Source organism: Lysinibacillus sp. FSL L8-0126 (genome assembly GCF_038630385.1).
Classification (GTDB): Bacteria; Bacillota; Bacilli; order Bacillales_A; family Planococcaceae; genus Lysinibacillus; species Lysinibacillus fusiformis_D.
The window spans coordinates 1,622,077-1,647,205 of the sequence record NZ_CP152028.1; the positions used below are offsets into that span (position 1 = coordinate 1,622,077).

General features: G+C 37.3%; 23 protein-coding genes and 1 tRNA gene. 19 read left to right on the forward strand and 5 right to left on the reverse strand.

Annotated elements, in window-relative coordinates:
• Positions 1 to 9 precede the first annotated feature (9 nt).
• Entirely contained in the window at positions 10 to 390 is a 381-nt protein-coding gene (locus tag MHI34_RS07795) for a VOC family protein (protein WP_036119448.1), read from the forward strand.
• 87 nt (positions 391 to 477) lie between these two features.
• On the opposite strand, the gene MHI34_RS07800 is transcribed toward MHI34_RS07795, so the two are convergent.
• Positions 478 to 1,224 carry a hypothetical protein gene (locus MHI34_RS07800; protein ID WP_036119444.1) on the reverse strand — a complete coding sequence of 249 codons (747 nt, stop codon included), beginning with the start codon at positions 1,222 to 1,224 and terminating at the stop codon, positions 478 to 480.
• Between the two features lie 281 nt (positions 1,225 to 1,505).
• Between MHI34_RS07800 and MHI34_RS07805 the strand changes: the two genes are divergently transcribed.
• The 5 genes from MHI34_RS07805 to MHI34_RS07825 all read left to right on the forward strand — a co-directional run bounded on the left by MHI34_RS07805 (position 1,506) and on the right by MHI34_RS07825 (position 5,845).
• Positions 1,506 to 2,675, forward strand: a complete 1,170-nt coding sequence (locus tag MHI34_RS07805) for an acyl-CoA dehydrogenase family protein (protein ID WP_058844106.1) — start codon at positions 1,506 to 1,508, stop codon at positions 2,673 to 2,675.
• Positions 2,676 to 2,705: 30 nt separating this feature from the next.
• Positions 2,706 to 3,569 carry a transporter substrate-binding domain-containing protein gene (locus MHI34_RS07810; RefSeq protein ID WP_342504323.1) on the forward strand — a complete coding sequence of 288 codons (864 nt, stop codon included), beginning with the start codon at positions 2,706 to 2,708 and terminating at the stop codon, positions 3,567 to 3,569.
• 82 nt (positions 3,570 to 3,651) lie between these two features.
• Positions 3,652 to 4,359 carry an amino acid ABC transporter permease gene (locus MHI34_RS07815; RefSeq protein WP_141904543.1) on the forward strand — a complete coding sequence of 236 codons (708 nt, stop codon included), beginning with the start codon at positions 3,652 to 3,654 and terminating at the stop codon, positions 4,357 to 4,359.
• A gap of 15 nt (positions 4,360 to 4,374) precedes the next feature.
• Positions 4,375 to 5,076: an amino acid ABC transporter permease gene (locus MHI34_RS07820; protein WP_036123914.1), complete on the forward strand. Its 702-nt coding sequence runs from the start codon at positions 4,375 to 4,377 to the stop codon at positions 5,074 to 5,076.
• Positions 5,077 to 5,089: 13 nt separating this feature from the next.
• Positions 5,090 to 5,845: an amino acid ABC transporter ATP-binding protein gene (locus tag MHI34_RS07825; RefSeq protein WP_058844107.1), complete on the forward strand. Its 756-nt coding sequence runs from the start codon at positions 5,090 to 5,092 to the stop codon at positions 5,843 to 5,845.
• Between the two features lie 372 nt (positions 5,846 to 6,217).
• Here the strand turns inward: MHI34_RS07825 and helD are convergent, their stop codons facing one another.
• On the reverse strand, positions 6,218 to 8,521 hold the full coding sequence (helD, locus tag MHI34_RS07830; RefSeq protein ID WP_058845145.1) for an RNA polymerase recycling motor HelD: 2,304 nt from the start codon (positions 8,519 to 8,521) through the stop codon (positions 6,218 to 6,220).
• Positions 8,522 to 9,101: 580 nt separating this feature from the next.
• Here helD and MHI34_RS07835 point away from each other — a divergent pair.
• From MHI34_RS07835 to MHI34_RS07855, 5 genes are all read left to right on the forward strand, one after another.
• Positions 9,102 to 10,514: an AbgT family transporter gene (locus MHI34_RS07835; RefSeq protein WP_036123899.1), complete on the forward strand. Its 1,413-nt coding sequence runs from the start codon at positions 9,102 to 9,104 to the stop codon at positions 10,512 to 10,514.
• A gap of 22 nt (positions 10,515 to 10,536) precedes the next feature.
• Positions 10,537 to 11,715, forward strand: a complete 1,179-nt coding sequence (locus MHI34_RS07840; protein WP_308221978.1) for an amidohydrolase — start codon at positions 10,537 to 10,539, stop codon at positions 11,713 to 11,715.
• Between the two features lie 141 nt (positions 11,716 to 11,856).
• Positions 11,857 to 12,813, forward strand: a complete 957-nt coding sequence (locus MHI34_RS07845; RefSeq protein WP_058845143.1) for an AAA family ATPase — start codon at positions 11,857 to 11,859, stop codon at positions 12,811 to 12,813.
• 20 nt (positions 12,814 to 12,833) lie between these two features.
• Positions 12,834 to 13,469, forward strand: a complete 636-nt coding sequence (locus MHI34_RS07850) for an RNA ligase family protein (protein WP_036123890.1) — start codon at positions 12,834 to 12,836, stop codon at positions 13,467 to 13,469.
• Positions 13,470 to 13,563: 94 nt separating this feature from the next.
• A tRNA-Ser gene (locus MHI34_RS07855) sits at positions 13,564 to 13,631 on the forward strand.
• Between the two features lie 51 nt (positions 13,632 to 13,682).
• On the opposite strand, the gene MHI34_RS07860 is transcribed toward MHI34_RS07855, so the two are convergent.
• On the reverse strand, positions 13,683 to 14,873 hold the full coding sequence (locus tag MHI34_RS07860) for a coenzyme F420-0:L-glutamate ligase (RefSeq protein ID WP_058845142.1): 1,191 nt from the start codon (positions 14,871 to 14,873) through the stop codon (positions 13,683 to 13,685).
• A gap of 122 nt (positions 14,874 to 14,995) precedes the next feature.
• Between MHI34_RS07860 and MHI34_RS07865 the strand changes: the two genes are divergently transcribed.
• Positions 14,996 to 15,913, forward strand: coding sequence for a LysR family transcriptional regulator (locus tag MHI34_RS07865; RefSeq protein WP_036123883.1), 918 nt, complete (start codon positions 14,996 to 14,998; stop codon positions 15,911 to 15,913).
• A gap of 17 nt (positions 15,914 to 15,930) precedes the next feature.
• On the opposite strand, the gene MHI34_RS07870 is transcribed toward MHI34_RS07865, so the two are convergent.
• On the reverse strand, positions 15,931 to 16,812 hold the full coding sequence (locus tag MHI34_RS07870) for a LysR family transcriptional regulator (protein ID WP_036123879.1): 882 nt from the start codon (positions 16,810 to 16,812) through the stop codon (positions 15,931 to 15,933).
• A gap of 113 nt (positions 16,813 to 16,925) precedes the next feature.
• Between MHI34_RS07870 and MHI34_RS07875 the strand changes: the two genes are divergently transcribed.
• Entirely contained in the window at positions 16,926 to 17,945 is a 1,020-nt protein-coding gene (locus MHI34_RS07875; RefSeq protein ID WP_058845139.1) for a YeiH family protein, read from the forward strand.
• Between the two features lie 86 nt (positions 17,946 to 18,031).
• Here MHI34_RS07875 and MHI34_RS07880 read toward each other — a convergent pair whose 3' ends face one another.
• On the reverse strand, positions 18,032 to 18,364 hold the full coding sequence (locus MHI34_RS07880) for a heme oxygenase (RefSeq protein WP_036123876.1): 333 nt from the start codon (positions 18,362 to 18,364) through the stop codon (positions 18,032 to 18,034).
• Positions 18,365 to 18,584: 220 nt separating this feature from the next.
• Here MHI34_RS07880 and MHI34_RS07885 point away from each other — a divergent pair, with 220 nt between their 5' ends.
• The 6 genes from MHI34_RS07885 to MHI34_RS07910 all read left to right on the forward strand — a co-directional run bounded on the left by MHI34_RS07885 (position 18,585) and on the right by MHI34_RS07910 (position 24,897).
• On the forward strand, positions 18,585 to 19,271 hold the full coding sequence (locus tag MHI34_RS07885) for a response regulator transcription factor (RefSeq protein ID WP_058845138.1): 687 nt from the start codon (positions 18,585 to 18,587) through the stop codon (positions 19,269 to 19,271).
• The gene (locus tag MHI34_RS07890; RefSeq protein WP_089933367.1) at positions 19,255 to 20,670 is read left to right on the forward strand and encodes a HAMP domain-containing sensor histidine kinase; all 1,416 of its coding nucleotides are present in this window, start codon (positions 19,255 to 19,257) and stop codon (positions 20,668 to 20,670) included. Before MHI34_RS07885 ends, MHI34_RS07890 begins: the two co-directional genes overlap by 17 nt.
• A 295-nt stretch (positions 20,671 to 20,965) precedes the next feature.
• Positions 20,966 to 21,667, forward strand: coding sequence for a polyphosphate polymerase domain-containing protein (locus tag MHI34_RS07895; protein ID WP_271911903.1), 702 nt, complete (start codon positions 20,966 to 20,968; stop codon positions 21,665 to 21,667).
• Between the two features lie 20 nt (positions 21,668 to 21,687).
• On the forward strand, positions 21,688 to 22,371 hold the full coding sequence (locus tag MHI34_RS07900; protein WP_036123865.1) for a DUF4956 domain-containing protein: 684 nt from the start codon (positions 21,688 to 21,690) through the stop codon (positions 22,369 to 22,371).
• A 42-nt stretch (positions 22,372 to 22,413) separates the two neighbouring features.
• Positions 22,414 to 24,207 carry a CotH kinase family protein gene (locus MHI34_RS07905; RefSeq protein ID WP_058845135.1) on the forward strand — a complete coding sequence of 598 codons (1,794 nt, stop codon included), beginning with the start codon at positions 22,414 to 22,416 and terminating at the stop codon, positions 24,205 to 24,207.
• Between the two features lie 87 nt (positions 24,208 to 24,294).
• The gene (locus MHI34_RS07910; RefSeq protein WP_036123850.1) at positions 24,295 to 24,897 is read left to right on the forward strand and encodes an SAM-dependent methyltransferase; all 603 of its coding nucleotides are present in this window, start codon (positions 24,295 to 24,297) and stop codon (positions 24,895 to 24,897) included.
• Positions 24,898 to 25,129: the final 232 nt, after the last annotated feature.

The following is a 25,129-nucleotide window of genomic DNA, read 5'->3' on the forward strand; positions in this document are numbered from 1 at the left end:
AAATAGGTTATGATTCATCAAATTGGGCAGGTAATGCTATATGTTAATGACCAAGAGGTAGCAGTAAAGTTTTGGAGAGAAAAAGTGGGGTTTGTTGTCGTTGCTGATCAGGAAGAAGCAGGGATGCGCTGGATTGAAATTGCGCCAACGAAGGATGCACAAACATCATTTGTGTTGCACAATAAAGAGATCATAGCTAAAATGCAGCCGGAGCTAAACTTAGGAACTCCGTCTATCATGTTTTATGCTGATAAAATTGAAGAAATGTACCAAGATTTTCAGGCAAAGGGCATTAAAGTGGGCGATTTAGTTATGATGCCAATGGGTAGGGTATTTAATTTTGCTGACCCTGAAAATAACTATTTTGCCTTGGTTGAAAAACAAATATAAATGATGGAATCTGTTCATTTTTGCTTTGTTTTTAAGCAAAAATGAACAGATTCCTGTTTTTTCATCTTATTTAATAGAGAGAGTCTTCTATGATAAATCCTCTCCAAAAATACTAACCGTTTGTCGATCTATCATAAATTCATGACCATTCCATTTTAAAACATTTTCTACATAGCCTAGTCCATCGGCATGATACCTACCTGCAATTCCTTGATACCCTAAAATTTCATAGGTTCCATCTCGATCATAATCAATGGGATATAGTCCGCTAAAAGGGTCTACCCAGCCTTCTATAGGTTGCTTTAATGTACCGTCCGGATTATAAATTTCTGCTAAGTAGTCCGCTCCTTTATACTGTAAATCGATTGTGTATCTTTTAGCGGGATTCGAACTTTGAACTACAGCCTTGTAGTGATCTACATAATTAACGCTATATTTGAGTTTATTATTAAAAGACTCTGCGTCAAAAATAGAACGAACTTGATTGTTGATGGATGAAAATATTTCACCGTTTATAATTCCTCCGCTACCCCCAGTATCAGAGACAACCAGTATATCCTCAATATGATTACCAGTAAAATCGCCTAGAAAAATAGTCGGATTATAGCCCAAATTCTGTTTCAAGGGAAATTGTTGCATTTGTTGTGTTTGCACATAAAAAATAGTGAGGGTGATATTTTTCCACAGAGGGCTATCCGGTTGTTGAACGCCCACTAAAAAAATTGTTTCCAAAAAACCATCGCCATTAATATCTCCAAACTTAGTTTGAATTACTTGTGGAGCCAAATAGGATAAGGTGCCAGCACTTTGTGGCGAATTAAAATGATTAGTCATGTATACACCTCTTTCATTAGTCTTAGCATATGTTGTAAACAAAGCATGGTGCATAAATTAAAAGGTAAAATTGAAACATTGTAATTCATATTAAACTAACAAAAAAACTTGAGTTTCACCCATTGACATTTTCAAATGTGAAAAGTATTATAAATGTCAACGAATCAGAAAATTCAGTACCGAATAGTGTCTCACTACAATATGTAGGCAGAGATTTTTTTTCACTATTAATTCTTAGTAATTTTATATGATTTATATATATTAGGAAGAAGGAGATTTACTTGAAGGATTTATTTGTAAAAACAGAGCGACAACGGTTTTGGTTAGATCAGCTAGCAGCTATTGCAGAGCCAATTAAGGCTGAGGCTGTTGAGGTAGACGAACAATCTCGTTTCCCGTTTGAAGCACATCAATTGCTTTTGCAAATTGGCTATCCACAACTAACTTTACCGAAACAATATGGCGGAGAGGGTTTATCGGTCTATGATATGGTCCTTGTGCAAGAAACATTAGCAAGCTATGACGAAAATGCATCTCTTTCTCTTGGTTGGACATTAGGCGTTGTTGGTGAAATATATGAAACCCACTTATGGACTGAAGATGTATTAACAGCATTCGCTCAGGAAATAAAGAGCGGTGCCATCATTAATAGAGCAGTTAGTGAGGCAGCAACGGGTAGTCCAACACGCGGTGGTCGACCTGGAACATATGCTGTTTCGACAAAAGAGGGCTGGCTATTAAATGGACGCAAAATCTTTACGACTGCGTCACCGGTGCTCGATTATTTCCTTACTTCAGCTTGGATTGAAGAAAAGCAACAAATTGGTTTTTTCCTCATTCATAAAGATTCTGTAGGGCTAACGATTGAAGAAAATTGGGAAATGTCTGCGATGCGAGGTACTAGTAGCCATGATCTTGTGTTAAAAGATGTCATAGTGGCAACAGAGCATTTAGTAGAGTTACCAAGTCATCCTAGTGGTGGCAAGATAAATGGCTGGATACTCCATATCCCAGCAACATACTTAGGTATTGCACAGGCTGCCCGTGACTATGCGATCCATTTTGCCAATCATCATCAACCGAATAGCTTGAATGCTCCGATTAGTACGTTGCCAAATGTACAACAGCTTTTAGGAGATATTGAATTAAAGCTTCATCAAGCACGTTTTGTCTTGTATGGAGTGGCTGAGGCTTATGATGATCCAGCTAGACGTAGTTTATTAACAAATGAAATGGCTGTTGCTAAACATACAGTAACAAACATGGCAATAGATATAGTCGATAAGGCAATGCGTGTCGTGGGAGCGAAAAGCTTGCAGCTATCCAATCCATTACAACGCTATTACCGTAACGTCCGTGCAGGACTTCATAATCCGCCCATGGATGATATGACGATTATAAAGTTAGCGACTGCCGCTATTGAACAACAAAGATTAAATGGAAATTCATAATGATTACATGGAAATAAGGAGAAATGACAGATGAAAAAGAATAGATTATTTCAATTTGCCGCAATTGGTTTGGCTTCTATAGCACTTTTAACGGGGTGTAATTCAGGGGAATCAGCAGATAAGGATTCAGGTGATGGTGAACAGGTTCGTACAGTAAAGGTCGCCTACGATCAAGCCTCCAAGCCTATTAGCTATATCGACGATAATGGAAATCCAACAGGGTATGATGTAGAAGTAATGAAATTAGTAGATGAATTATTACCTGACTATCAATTTGAATACGTAGGTACAACAAGTGATGATTTGTTGATTGGTGTTGAGCAAGGGAAATATCAAGTAGGGGTTAAAAATGCCTTCTTTACACAGGAGCGTACAGAGAAATTTATTTTCCCGAAGGAATTTTTAGGGTTGAGTAGTGCGGGTCTCGTTTTACGTAAAGAGGATGAAGGTGTGAAAACATTAGCCGATTTTGCGAAAAAGGGTTATTCTTTGGCACCTATTGCTGCTAATAACGCGCAATATACAATTATCGATGAATATAATACGGCAAATCCAGACAATAAAGTACAACTTCAAGCTGGTGATGCATTTATCGTAGACGTTGTGCAGTGGGTAAATGAAGGTCGTGTTGATGGTGGCGTCATGATTGAGGGACCATTTAAACAACAAGTGCTTGCTAAGGATGGCCCTTATTACAACTTAAAAAATGAGGTTGTCTATAACGAATTTGCTGTCATTAAAACATGGCCTCTGTTCAATAAAAAAGAGCAAGAATTTGCTGATGCCTACGATAAAGCGATAGCTCAAATTAAAGAGCAGAAAAAACCAAATGAATTAAGCACCAAGTTCTATGGTCGCGATTTATTTGAAGTGCTAGAAAATGTTAATCGTTAGTTTGAAACGGAACGAATAATAAGGCTGTTGAGTCTTTAATGCTCAGCAGTCTTTATTCATAAAAGGAAAAGTTGGTGAGGAAATGGATAAATATTTTGATGCAACCTACATTTGGAACGCAATCCCAATGTTATTACCATTTTTAAAAATGACGTTCTTAGTTGCAGGGTCCTCGATTATCTTAGGCACACTATTTGGTTTATTGTTGGCGGCAGCTAAGCTATCTTCAATAAAGTGGTTACAAAAATTCGCAAATTTATATACAACGATTATGCGTTGTACGCCATCCATCGTTTTGTTATTTCTTGTCTATTATGGTGTGCCAGCATTAGCAGAAAATGTTGGTCTTAACCTGCATTCAATTGAAACAGCTATATTCGTTGTCGTAACATTCACCTTACAATTTGCTGCAATCATGTCTGAGGTGATAAGATCAGCCTATTTAGCTATTCCAAAAGGTCAGTTTGAAGCAGCGGTTAGTGTGGGCTTAACACCATTTCAGGCATACCGTCGAATTATTTTCCCACAGGCACTTGTCGTTGCTTTGCCGAACTTTGGGAATGGTATGATTGCTTTGCTACAAGAAGGTGCACTAGCTTATACAATTGGTCTAATTGACATTGTGGGCAAGGCAAATTTAATTATTGCCAGTAACATCAATGCTCATGCCTTAGAAATTTATATTGCATTAGCCATTATTTATTGGGTGTTATCAATTATTATAGAAAAAATATTTACTATATTAGAAAAGATATTTGGGAAGGGTAAGAAAACTTTAGAAACAACTTAAGGAGGAGGCGTGAACGTGAATTATCCATTTTTACTTGAAACATTTTTCATTGCATTATCTGGTGTTCCCATTGCACTCCTTGTCACAGTTGTTGCTTTATTGATAGCTCTGCCACTTGGTTTTTTGTTGGCACTCACTAGAATTAATAAAATTCCAGTTATTCATCATCTAGCAAAAATTTACGTTTCATTCGTGCGAGGAACGCCAATCATTATACAAATCTTTATTATCTATAGTAGTATCCCGTTAATGTTAAAAATTATTTTTGAAAAATATAATATTGCGTATGATATTTATAAAATCAATCCAATTTGGTATGCGTTTATCGTGTTTGCATTCAGCTCAACAGCCATTTTAATAGAGGTCTTTCGTTCTGCGTTAAGCACTATTGAAAAGGGGCAATTAGAGGCTGCACACTCAGTAGGTTTGACAACATTCCAAGCTTATACTCGAATTATCATTCCACAAGCATTAGTAGTTGCGCTACCGAATATTTGTACAGCTACCGTCAATCTTATTAAAGCTACCTCGTTAGGCTACGCAATGTCACTTCCTGAAATTACACTGAAGGCAAAAGTAGCTGCAAATGTTGGCTACAATTACGTGGAAGCCTATCTGGATATCTTTATCGTGTACTTAATATTATGTAGTACGGTGGAGTACTTGTTTAAGCGCTATGAAAAATATTTAAGCAAATATAAAGTGGCAAATGCCTAAGGGGTGAATGAGCATGTTAGAAATTAAAAATATTCATAAATCATTTGGTGGTAATGAAATTTTAAAGGGTGTTGATTTAGCAATTGATAAAGGCGATGTTGTTGTTATTTTAGGCCCTAGTGGCTCGGGAAAAACAACATTATTACGTTGCATCAATTTTTTAGAAAAAGCGGATCAAGGACATGCGACATTTGGAGATATTCAAGTGGATTTTCAACATGTGAAGAAAAAAGACGTACATGCAATTCGCCAACGTGTCGCATTTGTCTTCCAAAATTATAATCTTTTCACTAATAAAACGGCATTAGAAAATGTGACGGAAGGTTTAATCATTGGACGTAAAATTCCTAAAGCACAGGCTGTGGACATTGGTAAAAAGGCACTTGATAAAGTAGGTTTATCGGAAAAGTATGATGCCTATCCAAGTCAACTGTCAGGCGGTCAGCAGCAGCGAGTAGGAATTGCACGTGCAGTAGCATTGAACCCAGATATTATTTTATTTGACGAACCAACGTCCGCACTTGATCCTGAATTAGTAGGTGAGGTCCTACAGGTCATGAAAAATATTGCAGCTGAAGGCACAACAATGCTTGTGGTGACACATGAAATGGGATTCGCCAAAGATGTTGCTAAACGTGTGATTTTCATGGATGGAGGCGTTGTCGTAGAAGAGGGTAGCCCTCATGATATTTTCGTAAGCCCAAAAGAGGAGCGCACAAAGAAATTTTTAAAACGTGTCATTCCAGAAGATTACACTTTCTATATATAAAAACACAGGAGGATCTGTCAGTAACAGATCCTCCTGTTATGTTGTTGAAGAAAGACGAAGTAAATAGCAGAAAAAGACTTTTTGGCAAGGCGAGAGGTTGATTTCCGTTCCGCCAGCATCCTTCTCAGGGCACGTCCGATGAGCCGCTTCACGCATTCCGTTCGCTCTAGGGTCTCAGCTGTGATGCTGGCTCCACTCCAACCAACCATGTGCAAAAGTGTCTTTTCCTTCTCTTTCATACTAGACGTAGTGGGCTCGGCGCTCGCCCACAGGAAAGCAAGTAGCCTGCAACGGAAATCCATTTTCACCTTTCACAAGAATTCTATTGATAGTTTTGTTTTTCAGCACTATGACAGGAGGATCTGTTAGCTATCATTGAAGGAAATGCGTTAATTTGTTGATGGAATAAATGTGTAGCTCATGCATAGCCCTCGTGCAGGCTGTATAAAAATAGTACCGTTCGTTTTCCTTTGCGTAATTAGCAGCAGATGCATTATAAATAAGCACAGCATCAAATTCGATACCTTTCGCCATATAAGCTGGAAGTAATAAAATACCCTTTTTAAACTGCTTCGTATTATGGTTAATCAATTGAATATCTACTTGATTACTTAATTGCCCATATACTGCGGAGCATTCAGCAGCAGTTTTACAAATGACAGCAATGGTTTCAAATTTAGCAGAGAGGTGATGGATGTTTTGGGTAATTTCATCTATCAGTTCCAATTCATTAGGAACGACAGTAATTGATGGTTCTGGACCAGTTCGGTTAAATGCCTCAACTTCGCTACCATCATTTAAAATTTTTGCAGTAAGTTGAATGATTTGTTTTGTCGAACGATAGCTTTTCGTTAAAATCATTTTTTCAGCCTGCTCACCATATAATTGAGGGTCGAGCAGGGAAGGGTTATCGAAGGTATGTGGATGAATCGTTTGATGTCCATCTCCTAAAATAGTCATACGTGCTTTTGGGAATAACTGCTGTAATACAGTTAGTTGGAATGGAGAATAATCTTGCGCTTCATCAATCAATACATGATGGATCATCGTATTAGTCTGCTGCCCTTCAATTTTGTCCTGTAAATATAAAAATGGTGCTGCATCTTCATAAGCTATAAAACGTTTTGCTAAATTTGGAAGTGTCTGCTGGCAAATATCCTCCCAATCGTTTGGCATAAGATGCTGTAAATCTTTAGTAATGGGATTATTCAAATCAAAGAGTTGGCGATACGTACCTAACATATGCACAAACTTTAATTGGTGAACGGAATTGCGTAACGGTTTAAAGTATTTTTTAACAATTTGTCTCGCTAATTTTTGTCGTTCTTGATCTAAATCATCGAATGAATTTTCAGTATAGCGCCCTTCGTATAAAAGCTCACTGTAAGACTTGGAGTAGTCCTCTTTATCTAATAGTTCAGTCGCTTCTTCTACCCATTCTTTTGTACGCTCAGCCTTTTCAAATTTCGTCAGTTGCTGCAATAACCATTCTTTTACGAATTGTAGGCGATTTGGTATCGACATAGTGGAAGGGAAAGAATAGAAGTATTCAGTAATTTCCTGTGCTGTAATAATTCGTTCCCCACGAAATACGATATTTTTAAATAATAAGCCCTTATTGGATAAATAGCTTACATATTGATCCATCAAATGCTTGTAAGCAAGGCTCGCTTTATAAGATATACTACTTAATTTTGTTTGATAATGAGCTTCATCTTTTTCTGTTAAAAGGCCCTCTAATTGCTCGTACGGATATTCCAATTTAAACTGTCGACCTAATCGTTTTTCTACATACTCTATAAACGTTAATTGCTGCATATTGTCCTCGCCTAAATCAGGTAAGACCGTATGGACATATTGGTTAAAAAGTTGATTAGGTGTAATCAGTAAAATTTGATCGGCCGTCATTTCATTGCGATAGCGATACAATAGATAAGCGACTCGTTGTAAAGCCACAGCTGTTTTACCACTACCCGCAACACCCTCTACAATAAGATAGCGTGATTGAACATGGCGAATAATTTTATTTTGCTCAGCTTGAATCGTTGCAACGATACTACGAATATGCTCGTTTGCATTTTGTGCAAGGATATCAAGTAATAAATCATCCCCAATGGTAAGACCAGTATTAAACATCGATTGTAGCTGCCCGTTTTTAATAATAAATTGCCGTTTCAGTAGCATTTCACCATGAATCTCTTCTGCTGTTGTGTCGTAGGAGGCTTTACCTGGTGTGCAATCATAGTACATACTTGATATAGGTGCACGCCAATCATAAATAACTATATTTTCATCTTGTTCGTCCAATAAAGTGGCAACACCTATATAAATTTTTAATGGATCTTGCTGCCCATCTTGTAAAAAGTCAATACGAGCAAAATAGGGTGACTGTTGTAAACGTTCGTATACCTTTACATTCTGAATTGCACGCTGCTGTGCAAGCTCTGAGTCAGAGAGAAGCTCTACCTGTTGCTTAATCGCGAAAAAGGTTTCGTCAACATCTTCAGCAGTGTCTAAATTGACTCTGACATCGTTCCAAAAAGTTTTCTTCAGAGCGACAGCATTTTCCTTGAAGCTCTTTTCTTTTAGCAATAATTCGTTCTTTTTGTAATCAATGAGGTTTAAACTTTGCTCAAGATGATGTTTTTCTTCTAGCCAGTCATTTTGATTTTCCAACGTTTACTCACATTCCTCTCCATATTTTTCTCTTCTGTTAGTAGTAATCCTCACCTATAAATATGGTGAAAAGAAAATAATTGTGATTCTCCTTTAAATGGTTGTCCAAACACCTTTTTTAGTATATAAACGTATATAACCTAAGAGGAAATGTAGGGTGATTGAATCAGGAAATTTATCATACATCTACTCCGCAATGAAGTATAGTCTAATAATTATTGTAAATTTATGCTATAATAAAATTATAAAGAAACCTAGCGTTTAACGATAAAGGCTGTTCCACAAATAAGTGGAGCAGTCTTTTTTATATGTAGGAAAGTCTAACATTATGCCTGTTTTTTAAGAATTTGTTATTAATATTTAGTTTTTATTTGTCCTAGAAGTAAAAATAAATTTTACTGAATTGTCGAAATATATTGACATTTCATCTTCTGTTTTTTATTCTTGTGTATAAAGTTTCCGTTAATCGGAATGTTTTTCCGTTTGGTGGAAACTTGTAGGTGTGTAAGAAATGCTTAATGGATACGTTGTCTGTGCCTCAGTTCAAAGCTAAAGAAAAAATTATTAGGGGGAGACGGTTATGGTAAACCTACAGCAAGATAAAAAAGAAGATGAACCACGGATAAAGGGAATTAATGCATTTGTATTAATGTTTATTATTATTTTAGTCATGTCGTTACTGACCTATATTTTACCAGCTGGACAATATGAAAGAGTTGAGAGTAATGGCAGAATGATAGTAGATCCAGAATCCTTTCAGTATATCAAGTCAAATCCTATTGGCTTTCTAGAAATATTCAATAGTGTGCATCTGGGAATGCTTGAGGGTGCTTCTATTATTTTATTTGTCTTTTTATTTGGAGGCGCTTTAGGGGTAATGCAAAAGACTGGAGCTATTGATTCCTTTATTAAAGTTATGGCCTCGAAATTTGGAAAACAAGAGTACGTATTAATCCCTATTCTAGTTTTAATATTTGCTAGTTTAGGGACACTAATTGGCTCAGCAGAGGATACGCTTGTCTATATAGCGATTATTATCCCGTTAACGATGGCACTCGGAATGGATGCGATTACAGGCTTTGCGATCGTCATGCTAGGTACATTAGCAACTGGCTTTACTTCAGGCATTACGAACCCATTTAACATTGGTGTAGCTCAAACTATTGCAGAGCTTCCAATGTATTCAGGAATGTCATATCGAATCATTGTGTTCATCGTTTTTTATAGTTTGACAGTACTTTATATATATAGGCATGCAAAAAAAGTGAAGAGTGACCCATCGAAAGGGATTTACGGAAAGTTTAAAAGAGAAGAGAGCATCAAAATTGATTTAGACTTTAAGATGAGCCCACGTCATTTGATAGCACTATTCGTATTATTGGGAAATTTTGTTGCATTGATTGTAGGGGTAATAAAGTATCAATGGTATATAAGTGAAATTGCCGGTGTCTTTCTATTAAGCAGCATTATTATGTCTATTATTTGTAAGATTGGACCAAATAAAATGGCTGAAGGGTTTATTTCTGGTGCCCGGGATATGGTAGAAGGAGCATTAATTATCGGATTTGCCCAAACCATTTTAGTTATTACTACAAATGGAGGATTAATTGATACTATTCTTCATTTTGTTTCAAATACTGTAAGTGTATTACCTGCTTCTATCAATGCGATAGGAATGTTTTTGCTTCAGCTCTGCTTAAATTTCTTAGTACCTTCTGGAAGTGGACAAGCTGCGTTAACGATGCCGATCATGACGCCTTTAGCCGATTTAATTGGTGTAACTAGGCAAACAGCCGTACTGGCTTTCCAGTTTGGTGATGGTATTTCAAATATGGTCATTCCAACAAGTGGTGTTTTATTAGCGGGACTAGCAATAGCAGGTATTCCATTTTCAAAATGGTTCAGATGGGTATTTCCTTACTTCCTTATACAGACAGGCTTAGCGATTGTCTTATTAGTCATTGCGCATCTCATAAATTATGGACCATTTTAATAAAATAAATAATAAATTAGGAGTGATTAGATTGATAGAAACGGCTAATTTAAAACAACAGGTTGTTGAATGGCGTCGGCATTTGCATATGCATCCTGAATTATCACATCAAGAGCATAAGACAGCTCAATATATTTATGATCAATTAATAACGTTTCCTCATTTAGAAGTAAGACGTTTAACAGAAACAAGTGTATGTGCCTTTTTAAGAGGTACAAAAACAGAAGATAAAGGACATACCATTTTACTACGAGCTGATATTGACGCATTGCCGATTGAAGAAGAAACGGATCTACCATTCAAATCAATAAATCCAGGGGTCATGCATGCGTGTGGACATGATGCTCATCCAGCCATGTTACTTGGTGCAGCAAAGGCATTGGCTGAGCGTGGGACCAATTTTAATGGAGAAATTCGTTTTGTTTTTCAGCATGCTGAAGAGGTGACACCAGGGGGGGCTGCTCAACTAGTTGCACTAGGAATAGTAGAGAATGTCGATTATGCTTTCGCTTTACACGTGAGCCCTGATTATGAAGTAGGGCAATTTGCTATGAAAGATGGTAAATTTACTGCAGCAGCAGATGATTTTGAAATTAAAATTTATGGTCGTGGCGGTCATGCATCAACACCAGAGGTCGCTATAGATCCTTTAATAATTGGTTCTGAGATAGTTGTAGCTTTGCAAACAATAGTGTCACGTAAAGTACCAAGTACACATGCACCTGTTTTAACTGTTGCAAAATTTCACTGTGGAACGGCATTAAATATTATTGCAGATACAGCAGAGCTTGGAGGAACAATCCGTTCCCTAGATGCGAAAATTCGTGTGGATACACGAGAACATTTAGAAAAGATAGTGACAGGTATTGCAACTATGCACGGTGCAAAAGTAGACATTAATTGGGAGCTAGGTTGCCCTTCCGTCACAAATGATAAGGAATTAACGGCATTATCTCGTCGTATAGCTGGAGAGATTGTTGGTGCTACAGGTGTGAAGGTATTGCCTGAACCTATATTTGGCACAGAGGATTTTGCCGATTTTTCAGAAGTTGTTCCCTCATCTATGCAATTTATCGGGGTACATAACGTAGAGTTTGGTGAAGCGTACCCATTGCACCATCCTCGTTTTAAAGTAGATGAAGAAGCTCTTATATATGGTGTTCGTTACTTTGAAAATATAGCACGGACACTTTGCCCATAAGTGACGTAAGCTAAAAAATAATGAAGGCATGAGTATTGGTGTGGTAATGGCTCATGCCTTTTAAATTGCTTACAGTATGTATTGAAAACTAAAGGATTGTTCTTTTAATACGATATAGAAACTTGAAGGGAGGTGCAGAGGATGAAGGTAATCTTTACAGTGGGGTTGCCAGGAAGTGGAAAAAGTACATTTGTGAAACAGCTAGCGAAAAGTGAAAATGCGATTATTCTTTCCAGTGATGCAATACGTCAAGAATTGTTTGGTGATGCCACCAAGCAAAAATCACGAGTAGTCTTTCGCACGTTATATGAGCGTCTGAATGATTTAGTGGCAAAAGGTTATTCTGTCATTGTAGATGCCACCAATATAGAGCGGGAGCGCAGAATGTTTGCACTCCGCAAATTGTCGAGTGCGGTTAAGAAGGAATGCTATTACTTTGATACCCCTTATTCAATCTGTGTAGCCAGAAACCAACGGCGGAAGCGGCATGTACCATTATTGGTGATGGAAAAAATGAGAAAGCATCTAGAGTTTCCTACAGCAGGAGAAGGGTTTGATGAAGTGCATATTGTACATGAATCAAGTCCCTATGATATCTCTCGACAGCAATTTGTCTCACTTATACAAAGCCAACCCACTTATGAAGAACTGTTTCAAACACTTCGATCAGTCCCACTTTTTAAAGAAATTTATCATTTCAATCAAGAAAATCCATACCATCAATTTTTACTATGTCAGCATACGTATTTCGTGTTTGCCTATATCAATGAATACTACTTGGAAAGCGATAAACTGGCACTACAATTGGCTGCATTGTTCCATGATGTCGGCAAACCATTTTGCAAAAAATATAAACCATTGCAACAACGATATGGCTATTATGGGCATGAAAATGTATCTGCCCAATTGGTTTGTCATTTTCTCGTAGAGTTGGGCTTTGAAGAGGATTTTGTGTTGAAGGTTGTTCATTTAGTGCAATTTCATATGTTAATCCAGTATGGGGGCGATAAAGGCGGAAGCCAAATTTATCACTTATTAGATGGTGATTTATTAACAAGACTTTATTTCTTCCGAGAGGCAGATCAATTTGCTAAATAAAAAGGAAAGGAAGTGGAACTATGACGAAATTAATGAAATACCCAAGAAGCTTTCATTTACCCTGGAGCAGGGGCTATACCCATGATGATAAAGTTGCTAAAAATGTGAATCATTTTATAGGAAAAGAAGTGGTGGTCACTGAAAAACTAGATGGGGAAGGCACTACGCTTTACAAAGACTATATGCATGCCAGAAGCATCCATTCAGCCAATCATCCTTCTAGACATTGGATAAAAACATTTCATGCAAGTTTTGCGTATCGAATTCCTAATGATTGGCGCTTATGTGGAGAAAATATGTATGCGAAGCATTCCATTTATTATCAAGCCTTAACAAGTTATTTTTATTTATTTAGTATTTGGAATGAAGATAATATTTGTTTAAGTTGGGATGAAACGGTCGCTTTTGCAGCTGAGTTAGGTATTGAAACAGTACCCGTTTTATATCGGGGTATTTTTGATGAAGAACAAATAAAACGGACATTTACTGGTAAATCCATTTTTGATGGTGAACAAGAGGGTTATGTGATTAGAAACGCTGCCTCATTCCATTATGATGATTTTCGCTATAATTTAGGAAAATTTGTGAGACCGCAACATGTTCAAACAAGCGATCATTGGCTACAGGAAGAAATGATTCCAAATGGCTTAAAATAAAATGGATCTAACAAAATTACTTTGATTAAAGATTAAATAAAAAGGACTGAGAAAAATGTAATACTAAATCAATTACTCCAAAAATATATAATATGAGGAAGTGTGCAAGGAATGCATATCCCTTTTGAAAAGGGCTTACAGGTTCGATTCCTGTCATCCTCACGCAAAGGTAAATAAAAATGAACTCTCATTTCTACACGAGAGTTCATTTTTTTATTTAGTATAGTTATCGAAGTAACCTTGAATATAAATCATAGGTGTTCCTTTGTCACCTGAGCCAGATGTTAGATCAGATAGCGAACCGATTAGGTCTGTTAAGCGACGAGGTGTTGTTCCTTGTGCAGCCATTTGACCCGTTAAATCTTCATCTTTATTTTGAATGTATTCAGAAATAGCGGCTTTTAATTCTTCACCTCGAAGGTTAGCAAAGTCGTTATCTGCTAAGTATTTCAATTTAACCTCGTTTGGTGTTCCATGCAATCCAGCCGTAAACGCTGGTGAAACAACAGGGTCTGCAAGCTCCCAAATTTTACCCACTGGATCTTTAAATGCACCGTCACCATAAATCATGACTTCTACCGTTTTGCCTGTTGCCTCTTTAATTTTTGCTTGGATTCCATCAACAATTGGCTGACAAGTATGGGGGAATAGTTTTACACTATCCTCTGTCGCTTTGTTAGAGCCAAGAAGACCATATTCTGCATTGAAGCCAGACCCATTAATAGACTCAGCTAAAATATTATCAAGGCTGTAAACTTTTTCAGCACCATTTGCTGTTAAAATGCGCTTTGTACGGAAGCGTGTATGAATATCACATGTTAATACACTCTTTGTATAATTTAAAATTGTTTTTGGGTTATTAGAGAAGATGACTTCACATTTAGCGCCTTCTGCTTCAATTAACTCTTTATAGTATTCGATATAATCTACACCCGTGAATGTATGTTTTTGGTAGCCAAAATGTTCACGGAATTCAACCTCATTTAATGTATCTGTCCAAGGGTTAATGCCTTTTACATCTAACTCATCAATATCTACAAGGTGATTACCTACTTCATCGGATGGGTAGCTTAGCATTAGTACAACCTTTTTAACACCTTTGGCAATACCACGTAAACAGTTGGCAAAGCGGTTTCGACTTAAAATCGGGAAAATAACGCCGACAGTATCATCGCCGAACTTAGCTGCCACATCTACAGCGATATCATCTATTGACGCATAGTTACCTTGTGCACGTGCTACAACAGATTCAGTTACTGTGACAATATCACGATCCTCGATTGCATAGCCTTCAATTGTCGCAGCATTTAACACTGTATCTACAACGATTTGTTCAATATTATCGCCTTCGTTAATAATAGGACCACGAAGACCTCTTACAACTGTACCGATTACACGTTCCAACTTAATCTCTCCTCATTCTATCAATCGTAAAGTGAAATAAAATCCATATGATTTTACTATACGCTCCAGTAATGATATAAGTAAAATTAATAGTTCATATAATAGCTATAAGAGGTGCTTATATGATAGGGAAATTAGATTTATATCGTATTTTTAGTGTTGTAGCAAAAAATAATAGCTTTTCGAGTGCGGCTAAGGATTTATATATGACACAGCCTGCTGTTAGTCAGGCAATGATGCAATTGGAGAAGGAGCTTGGAACACGTCTTTTTAATCGAACTCCAAAAGGTGTGACGCTGACAACAGAGGGTAGTCTTCTCTTTGAATATACGAATTCAGCTTTAGGGCTTTTAGATGCTGGTGAAGAAAAGTTGCTAGAATTTAAAAATTTAACAACAGGGCAATTAAAACTAGGAGTAGGGGATACCATTTCACGCTTCTTTTTAATGCCTTATTTAGAAGCATTCCATACAATGTATCCGAATATCAAATTACAAATGTTGAATGGTACAACATCTGAAATATGTAATTTTATTAAATCGGGTGAGGTCGATATCGGATTTTGCAATTTTCCAATAGAGGATTCAACATTACAGTTAACCGTATGCACGAATATTCGAGATATCTTCGTATGTGGGGAGAAATACAAGACACTTGCGTCTAAAAGTTTAAGCTATGAGGATCTTTTGAAATTTCCACTTATCTTTCTAGAGAAAAAATCGAATTCACGAAAGTATGTGGAAGACTATCTCTTTGCAAGAGGTATCCATATTGAACCCGAATTTGAGCTAGGTTCACATGATTTGGTGTTAGAGTTTGCTCGTAGTAATCTCGGTATTGCATGTGTAACCAAGGAATTTTCAAAGGACTATCTCCAGCGAGGTCTTCTCTATGAATTAACCTTAATGGAAAGTATTCCAACAAGGAGTATTGGTATGTGTTATTTGAAAACAGTACCTCTTTCTAGAGCAGCGACAAAATTTGTGGAAATCATTGAAACTAAGCGTTTGAATACGAGAAGAACCATAAAGAAAGCTTAGCGACGAGAAAAAGTCAGCTAAGCTTTCTTTATTAATATATCTATGAGTATGTCGACATTGCGCTTATTTTTCATCGTTGGTGAGCAAAGATAAGAAAATGTCCGCAGAAAATGCTGTCCTTCAAGGGGCAAAATGGTCATATCTTCATTTTTTAATTCACGTTCAATAACACAAGCGGATAGTAAGGAAAGACCAAGTCCCTGCATAACGCTCTCTTTGACCCCCTGATTACTACTAATCGTCAAAAGTGATTGGATTTGTAGACCGTTAGCTCTGAATAAATGATCTAAATAATAACGTGTCCCAGAGCCTTCTTCACGGGCAACCCAGTTTTGCTGTTGAAGTTTATCGGGGGTAATGGGTTGTTGCTTTGTCAGTGGATGATTACTGGCACTGACAATAAATAGTTCATCCTGCATAAATGGTTTAATTACCAGTTCATTATCCTGTGCTTGCCCTTCTATCAGACCAATATCAACTTGCAATAATTTTGTATATTGAATGATTTCTTTCGTATTGCCAATAATAATTTGAAGCTCAAGTTGTGGGAACTGTTGCTGCAAGCTTGCTATGATGGGGGGCAATATATATTCGCCGATCGTAAAGCTTGCTCCAATGACTAGTGTTCCTTGCACCTCTTGATGATAGGCCGCAATATCTTCTTTCGCCGCTTCAGTTATAGCCATGATTTGCTTCGCTCGTTTATAAAGAATTTCACCAGTTGGTGTAATTTGCACGGATTTTGGTGAACGAATAAACAAGGTTGTTTGTAATTCTTGCTCTAGGTTTTTAATGTGTAAGCTAACACTTGGCTGTGAAATATGAAGTATTTCAGAGGTTTTCGTAAAATTATTGACCTCAACTAGTGTGACGAACGTTTTTAAAGCTTCGTATTGCATAGTTTCACCTCTATTATTAGAAATATTAATGATAATGATTATATATATGTATTTTACTAATAGTTCGCTTTTTATTAAAGTAATAATCAACAAGGGAGAAAGAAGTGAACAACATGGTTAATAGACAGAATAAAGTGAAATCCACCCTTAATCCTAATTTCTTGAAGGGAGTATTGTTAACACTCCTTATTGCTTTAGTAGCGAAATATATTGCCACATTTCCTTTCTTTTCAATATTAGGTCAGTTGGTTATTGCCATTATATTAGGAATGGCTTGGAGAGCAGCTTTTAAAGTACAAGATTCATGGCAAGTGGGTATTGCCTTCTCTAGTAAGAAGCTATTACGGCTTGGCATTATTTTATTGGGCATGCGTTTAAATTTGGCAGACATTTATCATGCAGGGGCAAATGTTTTTTTGATTGCAGTCATTAATTTAGTATTTGCTTTACTAGTTGTGTACGGATTAACAAAAATGTTTAAAGTGGAACAGAAGCTAGGGATATTAACGGCTTGTGGGACAGCAATTTGTGGGGCTGCTGCTGTAGTGGCAATCGCACCTCAAATAAAAGCAAATGAAAAAGAAACGGCAGTAGGGGCAGCAATTGTTGCCTTATTAGGGACTATATTTACGCTTATTTATACGGTTATCTATTCCATCATCGACTTAACGCCAACGGAGTACGGTATTTTTGCAGGTGGTACATTACATGAAATTGCCCATGTTATTGCAGCAGCGTCTGCTGGTGGAAATGAAGCCATTGATATAGCGGTTATTGTGAAATTAACACGTGTTGCCCTACTTGTACCAGTAGCGATTATGATCGGTATTTTCTATCGAAGAATAGACAAAAATAAAGAGAAAAAGGCATTTTCCTTCTCCATCATTCCGTGGTTTATTTTAGGGTTTTTAGCGATGAGTGCTATTAATTCATTGGGGATTATACCAGCTAATGTAGCACAAGCATTTGTCAATATTGCGTATATTTTAATCGCTATGGCCATGGCTGGCCTTGGGTTAAATGTGGAGATTAAAACCTTTAAGGAGCTTGGTGTAAAGGCATTTATTGCTGGTTTAATTGGCTCTGTTTGTTTATCCGTTTTGGGTTATATACTAGTCATTATTTTATCTTAAAAAAAGACCCTGCATAGTCGGTTCAACATGCAGGGCTTTTTAGATAGAATCAGAAGATAATGTATAAATAATTTAATTGTCGTTCATTAACGTAAAGCTTCGATGGAAGATGCTAATTCAGCCACCACAATTTTGCTGCCAATCATTGGGCTGTCCGCTTTTTCTCCCTCAGAACCCGAACTTGGACGCTGATGGGCTGCTGCGAATGCATCGCTATTACGCCATGCTTGGAAATGCTCTTTGGATTCCCAATACATATTAACACTCATCTCGTCATAAGTAGGATCGTCGGTCGAAATTAACACCTCTACTTTATGGAAGCCTTCAAATTGTTGTAGTGGACCTGGCTTTGTAAAGTTAGGTGCCATTTTCGCAGCAAAACCAGGTTTCACTTGAATACGATTAGTTACAATAATCATGCTTTTACCCCCCTTAATTTCATTTACTTAAATTTTGAATGAATTATCATTGATTATCATTCGCAATCAATGATAAGTGGCTTAGGAAGACATTGTCAATAGATGCCCCTCCATATATTATCTCATAGCAGTTTATGGGCTGTATATAGGCTGACATTTAACTGACATAATCTGGTGCTATAATGAATGTAAGAGCGAACTAGTATCGAGGTGAATGCCTATGGCAAATATTTTAGTAGTAGAAGATGAATATGCAATAAGTCAGGTGTTAAAGGTATATTTACAAAAAGTGGGTTATGATGTGACACAATGTTTCAAGGGTGGTGAAGCCTTGGACATGTTTCGGGAAATACAGCCAGACCTAGTGTTATTAGATATTATGTTGCCAGAGAAAAACGGCTGGTCCATTTTAAAGGAAATTAGAGAGCTAAGTACTTGCCCTGTTATTATGTTGACAGCATTAGGTGAAGTAAACTACCGATTAGAAGGATTTGACCATGGGGCAGACGATTATATTGCTAAGCCTTTTATTGCAGATGAAGTTGTTGCAAGGGTGAGGGCTGTTTTAAGACGTGCTGAAGGAAGCACAGATTCATCCGTTATAAAACGTTATGGTTCTTTAACCATTGATAGTAAAGCACATAGGGTATTTCTTGGTGAAGAAGAGATTGTATTAACGCCAAGAGATTTATCAGTGCTTATGTTTTTAGCAGACCATCCCAATCAAACATTTACCCGTGATCAGCTCATAGATCAAGTTTGGGGTTGGGAGTATGAAGGTAGTGATCGAGCAGTAGATTTAGCTATAAAGAGGCTTAGAAGGGCATTAAAGGAATGGGATGGGGCAGAAGGAGAAATAAAGACACTACGTGGATTGGGGTATCAGCTAAGTGTTCAAAAAAAATAAGCGAATATCTTTACTCCAATATTGGACGAGCCGTTATTTATTAACACTTTTTATTGGCTTAGCTATAATTTCCTTCATCTCGGCTGCGTGGATTCGTCATACAACATTTGAAAATCGATTAGAATTGATGGCGTTTTTAGCAGACGAGACGGTCTATCGTTTAACTGATACAACAAATCCTAATAATGGGCCGATAAAGGGTATTCCAGGCTTTATTGGGGATCGTGAGCGCTTCAATATGAGAGAGATTGATCCGATTTTGTATGTTGTTGACACAGAAGGCAATATACTGACGAGTAACCGCCCTGTGCCTCCTGGCAGTGCCAAAAATGTGACTGGTTTGTTGGATGGAGAAGAAGGGACGAAGGAAGTAACTGGGGGAAGAGAGCCCGAATATGTGGTTATAAGAAAGATAGAAAATAATGATCAGTTATTGGGCTGGGTTCTCGTGATGGAGAAGAAGGTAAATTTAACAAGGGTTAACCAAGCATATGGACAGCTTGCCTTATTGATTGGAGCATTGGCTTTATTAGGCTGGATAGCCATTTACTTTTTATCAAAGCGTTTAGCCCGTCCAATCAAGCAAGTAGCAGAGGCAGCCAAGCATGTTCAGGAAGGTCATTATGCTGTTGATTTACCTCAAGATAGTAAAGAAAAAGAGGTCTATGAGCTTGTTACATCCTTTAAAAATATGGCGAGTAAGCTAGAACAACTGGAGAAAACGCGAACGGAATTATTAGCAGGTGTCACTCATGAGTTGAAAACACCTGTTACCTCGATAAGTGGTCTATTACAAGCTGTAAAAGATGGCGTTGTAACAGGGCAGGATGCGATAGAGTTCATTGAAATGGCGATGGTTGAAACAACAAAAATGAAAACAATGGTTGGTGATTTACTTGCCTTTAACCACTTTGCTGTGGATGCTATCCCCGTGAAGATCGAATCTGTAGATGTTAATCAGTTATTGCGTGATGCAGTGGCTCAGTGGGAAGTCATGCAGGATGATGAGCTTGTAAGTGTGAATTTGCACTTATTAGATCAACCTGTACTGGTAGAGGCTGATATTGTTCGTATCCAACAAATCATGACAAACCTTTTAACGAATGCCAAACAGGCGATGGACAAAGGAACAATCACCTTAACGCTGACAGATCAAGGGGATACGTTATCGATGATAGTCAAAGATACAGGGCGCGGTATCCCTCAGGAGGAACAGGCATTTATTTTTGAGCGTTTTTATAGAGGAGAAAATAAAAAATATACAGTTCGAGGCTTGGGTTTAGGACTACCACTTAGTAAGATGATGGCACAATCTGTCGGGGGTGATTTACGATTAATCGAAAGCAAGACCTCTGGCACATCCTTTGAATTAGTATTACAAAAGGCTACTACGCTGTAAGAGCGTGGTAGCTTTTTTATGTTGATGCAGCCAATCATTGTACCGAGAGTAGAGGAAGACGATAGTTATTTTTTTGCATGTCTCATAGAGATGGTGGTGAGCATTGAATTGTAAAAAATAGTTGAAGAATATGTAAAGCCGACATCTGCCTGACACAAAAGCTCTTTATAGTAAATGGTGTAGACGACGAGTACGAGCCTTATGAAGGTTTTGTCATCTTCATGTACTAGTTGGTAAACCATTCAAATGGGAAAGTAGCTGTCAGTATAACACTAAGACAAGGGAGCGTGATGAGATGCCGATAGTAACTTCATTTAATCCAAATGGTCGCCAAGAAATTAAACAAGCGATATCCTACCCAGATTATGCTTTATTAAAAGCTAAGCTTCAGCATGTTATGCAGCTAGACCAGCATGCGGGCAAGGACGGTAAATATTTGATCCGTAGTACGTATTTCGATAATTTGGCCAATAAAGTGCTAAATGAGAAAAAAGAGGGCTATATCAATCGGGATAAATATCGGGTACGCATATACGGGAAATCTAGTGCCATTATTAATTTAGAGCGAAAAAGTAAGCGTAACAATGTCACTTTTAAATCGAAGTGTAAGATATCTCAGGCTGAGTATGAACAAATGCGTGTCGGGGATATATCCTGGATGGAGAATGACGACCGAGTGCTAATTCGAGACTTATATCAAGAAATGAATTATAGCCAGCTTAGACCTACAACGGTAGTAGACTATGAGCGAGAGGCGTACATTTATCCGTTCGGAAATGTCCGCGTAACGTTTGATAGTAAGGTCCAATCGAGTCTACGCAACACAGATATGTTTAATCAAAACCTGCCGATGGTAGATGTACTGGAGCCGAACCTTGTGGTTTTAGAGGTAAAGTATGATGAATATTTACCAGACATTATCAAGTATTTACTACAATCTGTAGATACACGTGCAGAGGCCTATTCCAAATATCAGCTTAGTCGTATGTACGGCTAAATACAAAGGAGAATGAACAAATGGATACAATTAAATTTAGCGATATATTTAAATCCAACTTTTTAGAAAAAACAACATCATTTTCATTAATCGATTCTATTATTGGCTTAGTAGTGGCATTTTTTATAGGGCTTTTCATTTACGCCGTTTATAAGAAAACTTTTAATGGTGTCATTTACTCTCATTCATTCAATATCTCATTACTTATTATGACAATGGCAACTGCACTTGTAATTATGGGGATTAGTTCAAATGTTCTGTTATCACTTGGTATGGTTGGTGCTTTATCCATCGTACGTTTCAGAACACCTATTAAAGATCCAATGGATTTAGTCTATATTTTCTGGGCAATTGTTTCTGGTATTTTATGTGGAGCAGGGTTTATTCCATTAGTAATTATCGGTGCTGTGTTAATCGGTCTTGTACTACTAGTGTTCGTGAATAAAATTACGGTAGAGAATCCTTATTTATTGATTGTAAAGTTTGAAGAAGAGCTAGCAAATGCTGAGGTGGAGCGAATTATTGCTGCACAAACAAAAAAATTCGCACTCAAATCAAAATCCATTATGCATAATGATGAAATTGAAACAACTTACGAAATTCGTGTAAAGCAAAATGATGCGAAGCTGATGGATGAACTAACAAAAGTTGCTGGTGTTAAATCAGCCATTATGCTTAGCTACGATGGGAATTTCACAGCGTAATGACCTCATTAACAAAAAGGACTACGATGAGAGGTGATGGCTATGATTAAAACACGAATTGTCTACCTGTGCATGGCAATTTTACTCCTTCTCTTTGTCGTGATATATGCTGTACTTCCAAATGCAGGAATTGAAACGAAAAATTCCGAGTTCTCCTATGAGGATATGGTATTTAATAGCAATAAAGTAACCACTGTCGATATCGAGATTGCTGAGGAAGATTGGACTGACATGCTTGAAAATGCAGCGGACGAGGAATTAAAACAGGCGGATATTACAGTAAACGGCAAGAAAATTGAGAATGTTGCTATTCGCACAAAAGGCAATTTATCATTACGATCAGTTGTCAATAGTGACTCGGATCGTTATAGTTTAAAAATCGATTTTGATTACTATGATGATACTCAAAGCTTATATGGTTTGAAAAAATTAAATTTAAATAATAATTATAGTGATGCTACATTGATGCGGGAATATATCTCCTATGAAATGATGGAGCAAATGGGCTTACCAACACCAGCACACTCCTATATGTATGTCACAGTAAATGGTGAGGAACGGGGCTTGTTTTTAGGAGTGGAAGCAGTAGATGAGACATTCCTAGCCAATAACTATGGTTCTAATGATGGCTTTTTATTTAAGCCAGACGGAACTGGCAGTGATTTGAAATATATTAGTGATGATATTGCAGACTATACAGGCATGGGATTAAAAACAAATGAAGGTCATATGGATCAATCCAAGCTTGTGGAGATGCTAAATGCTATTAATAACGGTGGAGACATCGAAAAATACCTTGATGTCGATGAAATGTTACGTTATTTCGCTGTCAATACAGCACTTGTCAATTTAGATAGTTACCAGGGGAATATGAAACATAACTATTATTTGTATGAACAGAATGGTGTGTTTTCAATTATTCCATGGGATTACAATATGTCCTTCGGCGGCTTTGGTGTTGGCGGTGGAGGCGGTAGAATGGGTGGAGAAAACAGTCAAAATCCAGCTGATGCTCCGACAACTTTAGAAGAATCAGGAGCACAAAACAATGAACAACTTAATCAGGCAGGTGGGGGGAGGTTACAACAGCCAGATGGAGGCTTCAATAGGGGAATGGAAATGGGGATGTCAAGCAACCTGTTAGCCGAGAGTGCTATTAATTTTAGTGTGAAAACCCCTGTTTCTGGCACAACGTTAGAGGAGCGGCCACTGCTGAATGCCTTGCTTACTAATGAAGAGTACCGTGCTAAATATGAAGGTTATCTAGAAGAGCTAGCGACAACCTATTTAACAGAGGATTATGTACAAGCTATTACTAAAAACTTAGCACTATTAATAACGACCTATGTGGAGGCAGATCCCACAAAATTCTCTACTACAGAGCAATTCTTAGAGGCAGTTGAAGGTGAAAATAGCTTACCTGAATTCGCTAAACAGCGCTCCCAATCTATTTTAAAGCAGCTATCTGGAGAGCTGGTTGTAGAAGCGTCTACGACATCACAAGGAAATATGGGCGTACCAACTCCAAATGAAAATGGTGAGATGAATTCAATGCCAGAGAATTTTGACCCGAGTCAGCTACCAGAGGATTTTGATCCATCACAGAGCCCACCGTTTAATAGAGAAGGCAATGGCCCACGAGAAGGACAAAATGGCGAATCAATGCAACGTCCTGATGGAAGCGGAGGCCCAATCAGTATGCCAGGTGAAAATGATGGAGCGTCTAATCAAGCAACTGTAATTGATAAAAATACAGTGTTTACAGCCGCAGCCTGCCTTGTATTGCTTCTCTTAGCACTTCTCTTTGTTGTTAAATTTAAACGCAGAGGTCGTTGAAAAATAACCATATCCAACATGTTTGGGTATGGTTTTTGCATTTTATCGTGTTAAAATAAAGCATTCTTTTCTGAGGAGTCTTTTCATATGAATGAACAGCAGTTTGATAAATATTTGCATATTAACACAGTGGGAGAACAATACGGTTTCCCAAAACTCGCACACTATCACCGATATGAGCCAACACCATATAGCGGGTTGGAACAATTGTTTGAAGCGTACGAGATGCCGGACAATCCAGTATTCATTGATATGGGATGTGGAAAAGGAAGAGTACCCATTTATGTGCATCATAAGTTCCGTATTCCGACTATTGGGATAGAAATGGATGCAGGATTTTATGCAGAGGCTGAAGAAAATAAACGTAGTTATCTCCAAAAAATGAAAGCACATGCACCCATTTCGTTTATTCATACAATAGCTGAGGCTTATGAAATAAAGTCACGTGATAATGTGTTCTTCTTCTTCAACCCTTTTTCGATTCATATTTTTCGTACAGTCATTCATAATATTTGGAAATCCTATGAACAGCGAATGCGAGATATTCATTTAATTTTATATTATCCGCCTTATGATTATTTACAATTTTTACATCACGGAACATCATTTGAATTACTTCATGAGGTTCATTTAGAAAATGAAACCAATATTAATGAACGTCTTTGTGTGTTTGTCTTAAAAAGAGCTTAGAGCTTGGGAAACCAACTCTAAGCTTTTCTAATTTAAATAAAGTAACATCGCAGTAATTATTTTCAGGGAAATAATGATATGAGAAAATGAACGCTCTTACTTAGACTTTATTGTAAAAAAGTAATTTCATCTAATAGTTTTGTACTAGTCTTTATGTAAAATTAAAAGATAATTCACAAATAACTAATTATACTGAAAAATCACTCTAGACTAAATATAAAGAATGTTTTAC

What these genes read in the sequence shown, in the direction of transcription:
- MHI34_RS07795 (WP_036119448.1), top strand. Translation starts at nt 10, where the DNA reads ATGATTCATCAAATTGGGCAGGTAATGCTATATGTTAATGACCAAGAG.
- MHI34_RS07800 (WP_036119444.1), bottom strand. Translation starts at nt 1,224, where the DNA reads ATGACTAATCATTTTAATTCGCCACAAAGTGCTGGCACCTTATCCTAT.
- MHI34_RS07810 (WP_342504323.1), top strand. Translation starts at nt 2,706, where the DNA reads ATGAAAAAGAATAGATTATTTCAATTTGCCGCAATTGGTTTGGCTTCT.
- MHI34_RS07815 (WP_141904543.1), top strand. Translation starts at nt 3,652, where the DNA reads ATGGATAAATATTTTGATGCAACCTACATTTGGAACGCAATCCCAATG.
- MHI34_RS07825 (WP_058844107.1), top strand. Translation starts at nt 5,090, where the DNA reads ATGTTAGAAATTAAAAATATTCATAAATCATTTGGTGGTAATGAAATT.
- MHI34_RS07835 (WP_036123899.1), top strand. Translation starts at nt 9,102, where the DNA reads ATGGTAAACCTACAGCAAGATAAAAAAGAAGATGAACCACGGATAAAG.
- MHI34_RS07845 (WP_058845143.1), top strand. Translation starts at nt 11,857, where the DNA reads ATGAAGGTAATCTTTACAGTGGGGTTGCCAGGAAGTGGAAAAAGTACA.
- MHI34_RS07850 (WP_036123890.1), top strand. Translation starts at nt 12,834, where the DNA reads ATGACGAAATTAATGAAATACCCAAGAAGCTTTCATTTACCCTGGAGC.
- MHI34_RS07865 (WP_036123883.1), top strand. Translation starts at nt 14,996, where the DNA reads ATGATAGGGAAATTAGATTTATATCGTATTTTTAGTGTTGTAGCAAAA.
- MHI34_RS07870 (WP_036123879.1), bottom strand. Translation starts at nt 16,812, where the DNA reads ATGCAATACGAAGCTTTAAAAACGTTCGTCACACTAGTTGAGGTCAAT.
- MHI34_RS07875 (WP_058845139.1), top strand. Translation starts at nt 16,926, where the DNA reads ATGGTTAATAGACAGAATAAAGTGAAATCCACCCTTAATCCTAATTTC.
- MHI34_RS07880 (WP_036123876.1), bottom strand. Translation starts at nt 18,364, where the DNA reads ATGATTATTGTAACTAATCGTATTCAAGTGAAACCTGGTTTTGCTGCG.
- MHI34_RS07885 (WP_058845138.1), top strand. Translation starts at nt 18,585, where the DNA reads ATGGCAAATATTTTAGTAGTAGAAGATGAATATGCAATAAGTCAGGTG.
- MHI34_RS07895 (WP_271911903.1), top strand. Translation starts at nt 20,966, where the DNA reads ATGCCGATAGTAACTTCATTTAATCCAAATGGTCGCCAAGAAATTAAA.
- MHI34_RS07900 (WP_036123865.1), top strand. Translation starts at nt 21,688, where the DNA reads ATGGATACAATTAAATTTAGCGATATATTTAAATCCAACTTTTTAGAA.
- MHI34_RS07905 (WP_058845135.1), top strand. Translation starts at nt 22,414, where the DNA reads ATGATTAAAACACGAATTGTCTACCTGTGCATGGCAATTTTACTCCTT.
- MHI34_RS07910 (WP_036123850.1), top strand. Translation starts at nt 24,295, where the DNA reads ATGAATGAACAGCAGTTTGATAAATATTTGCATATTAACACAGTGGGA.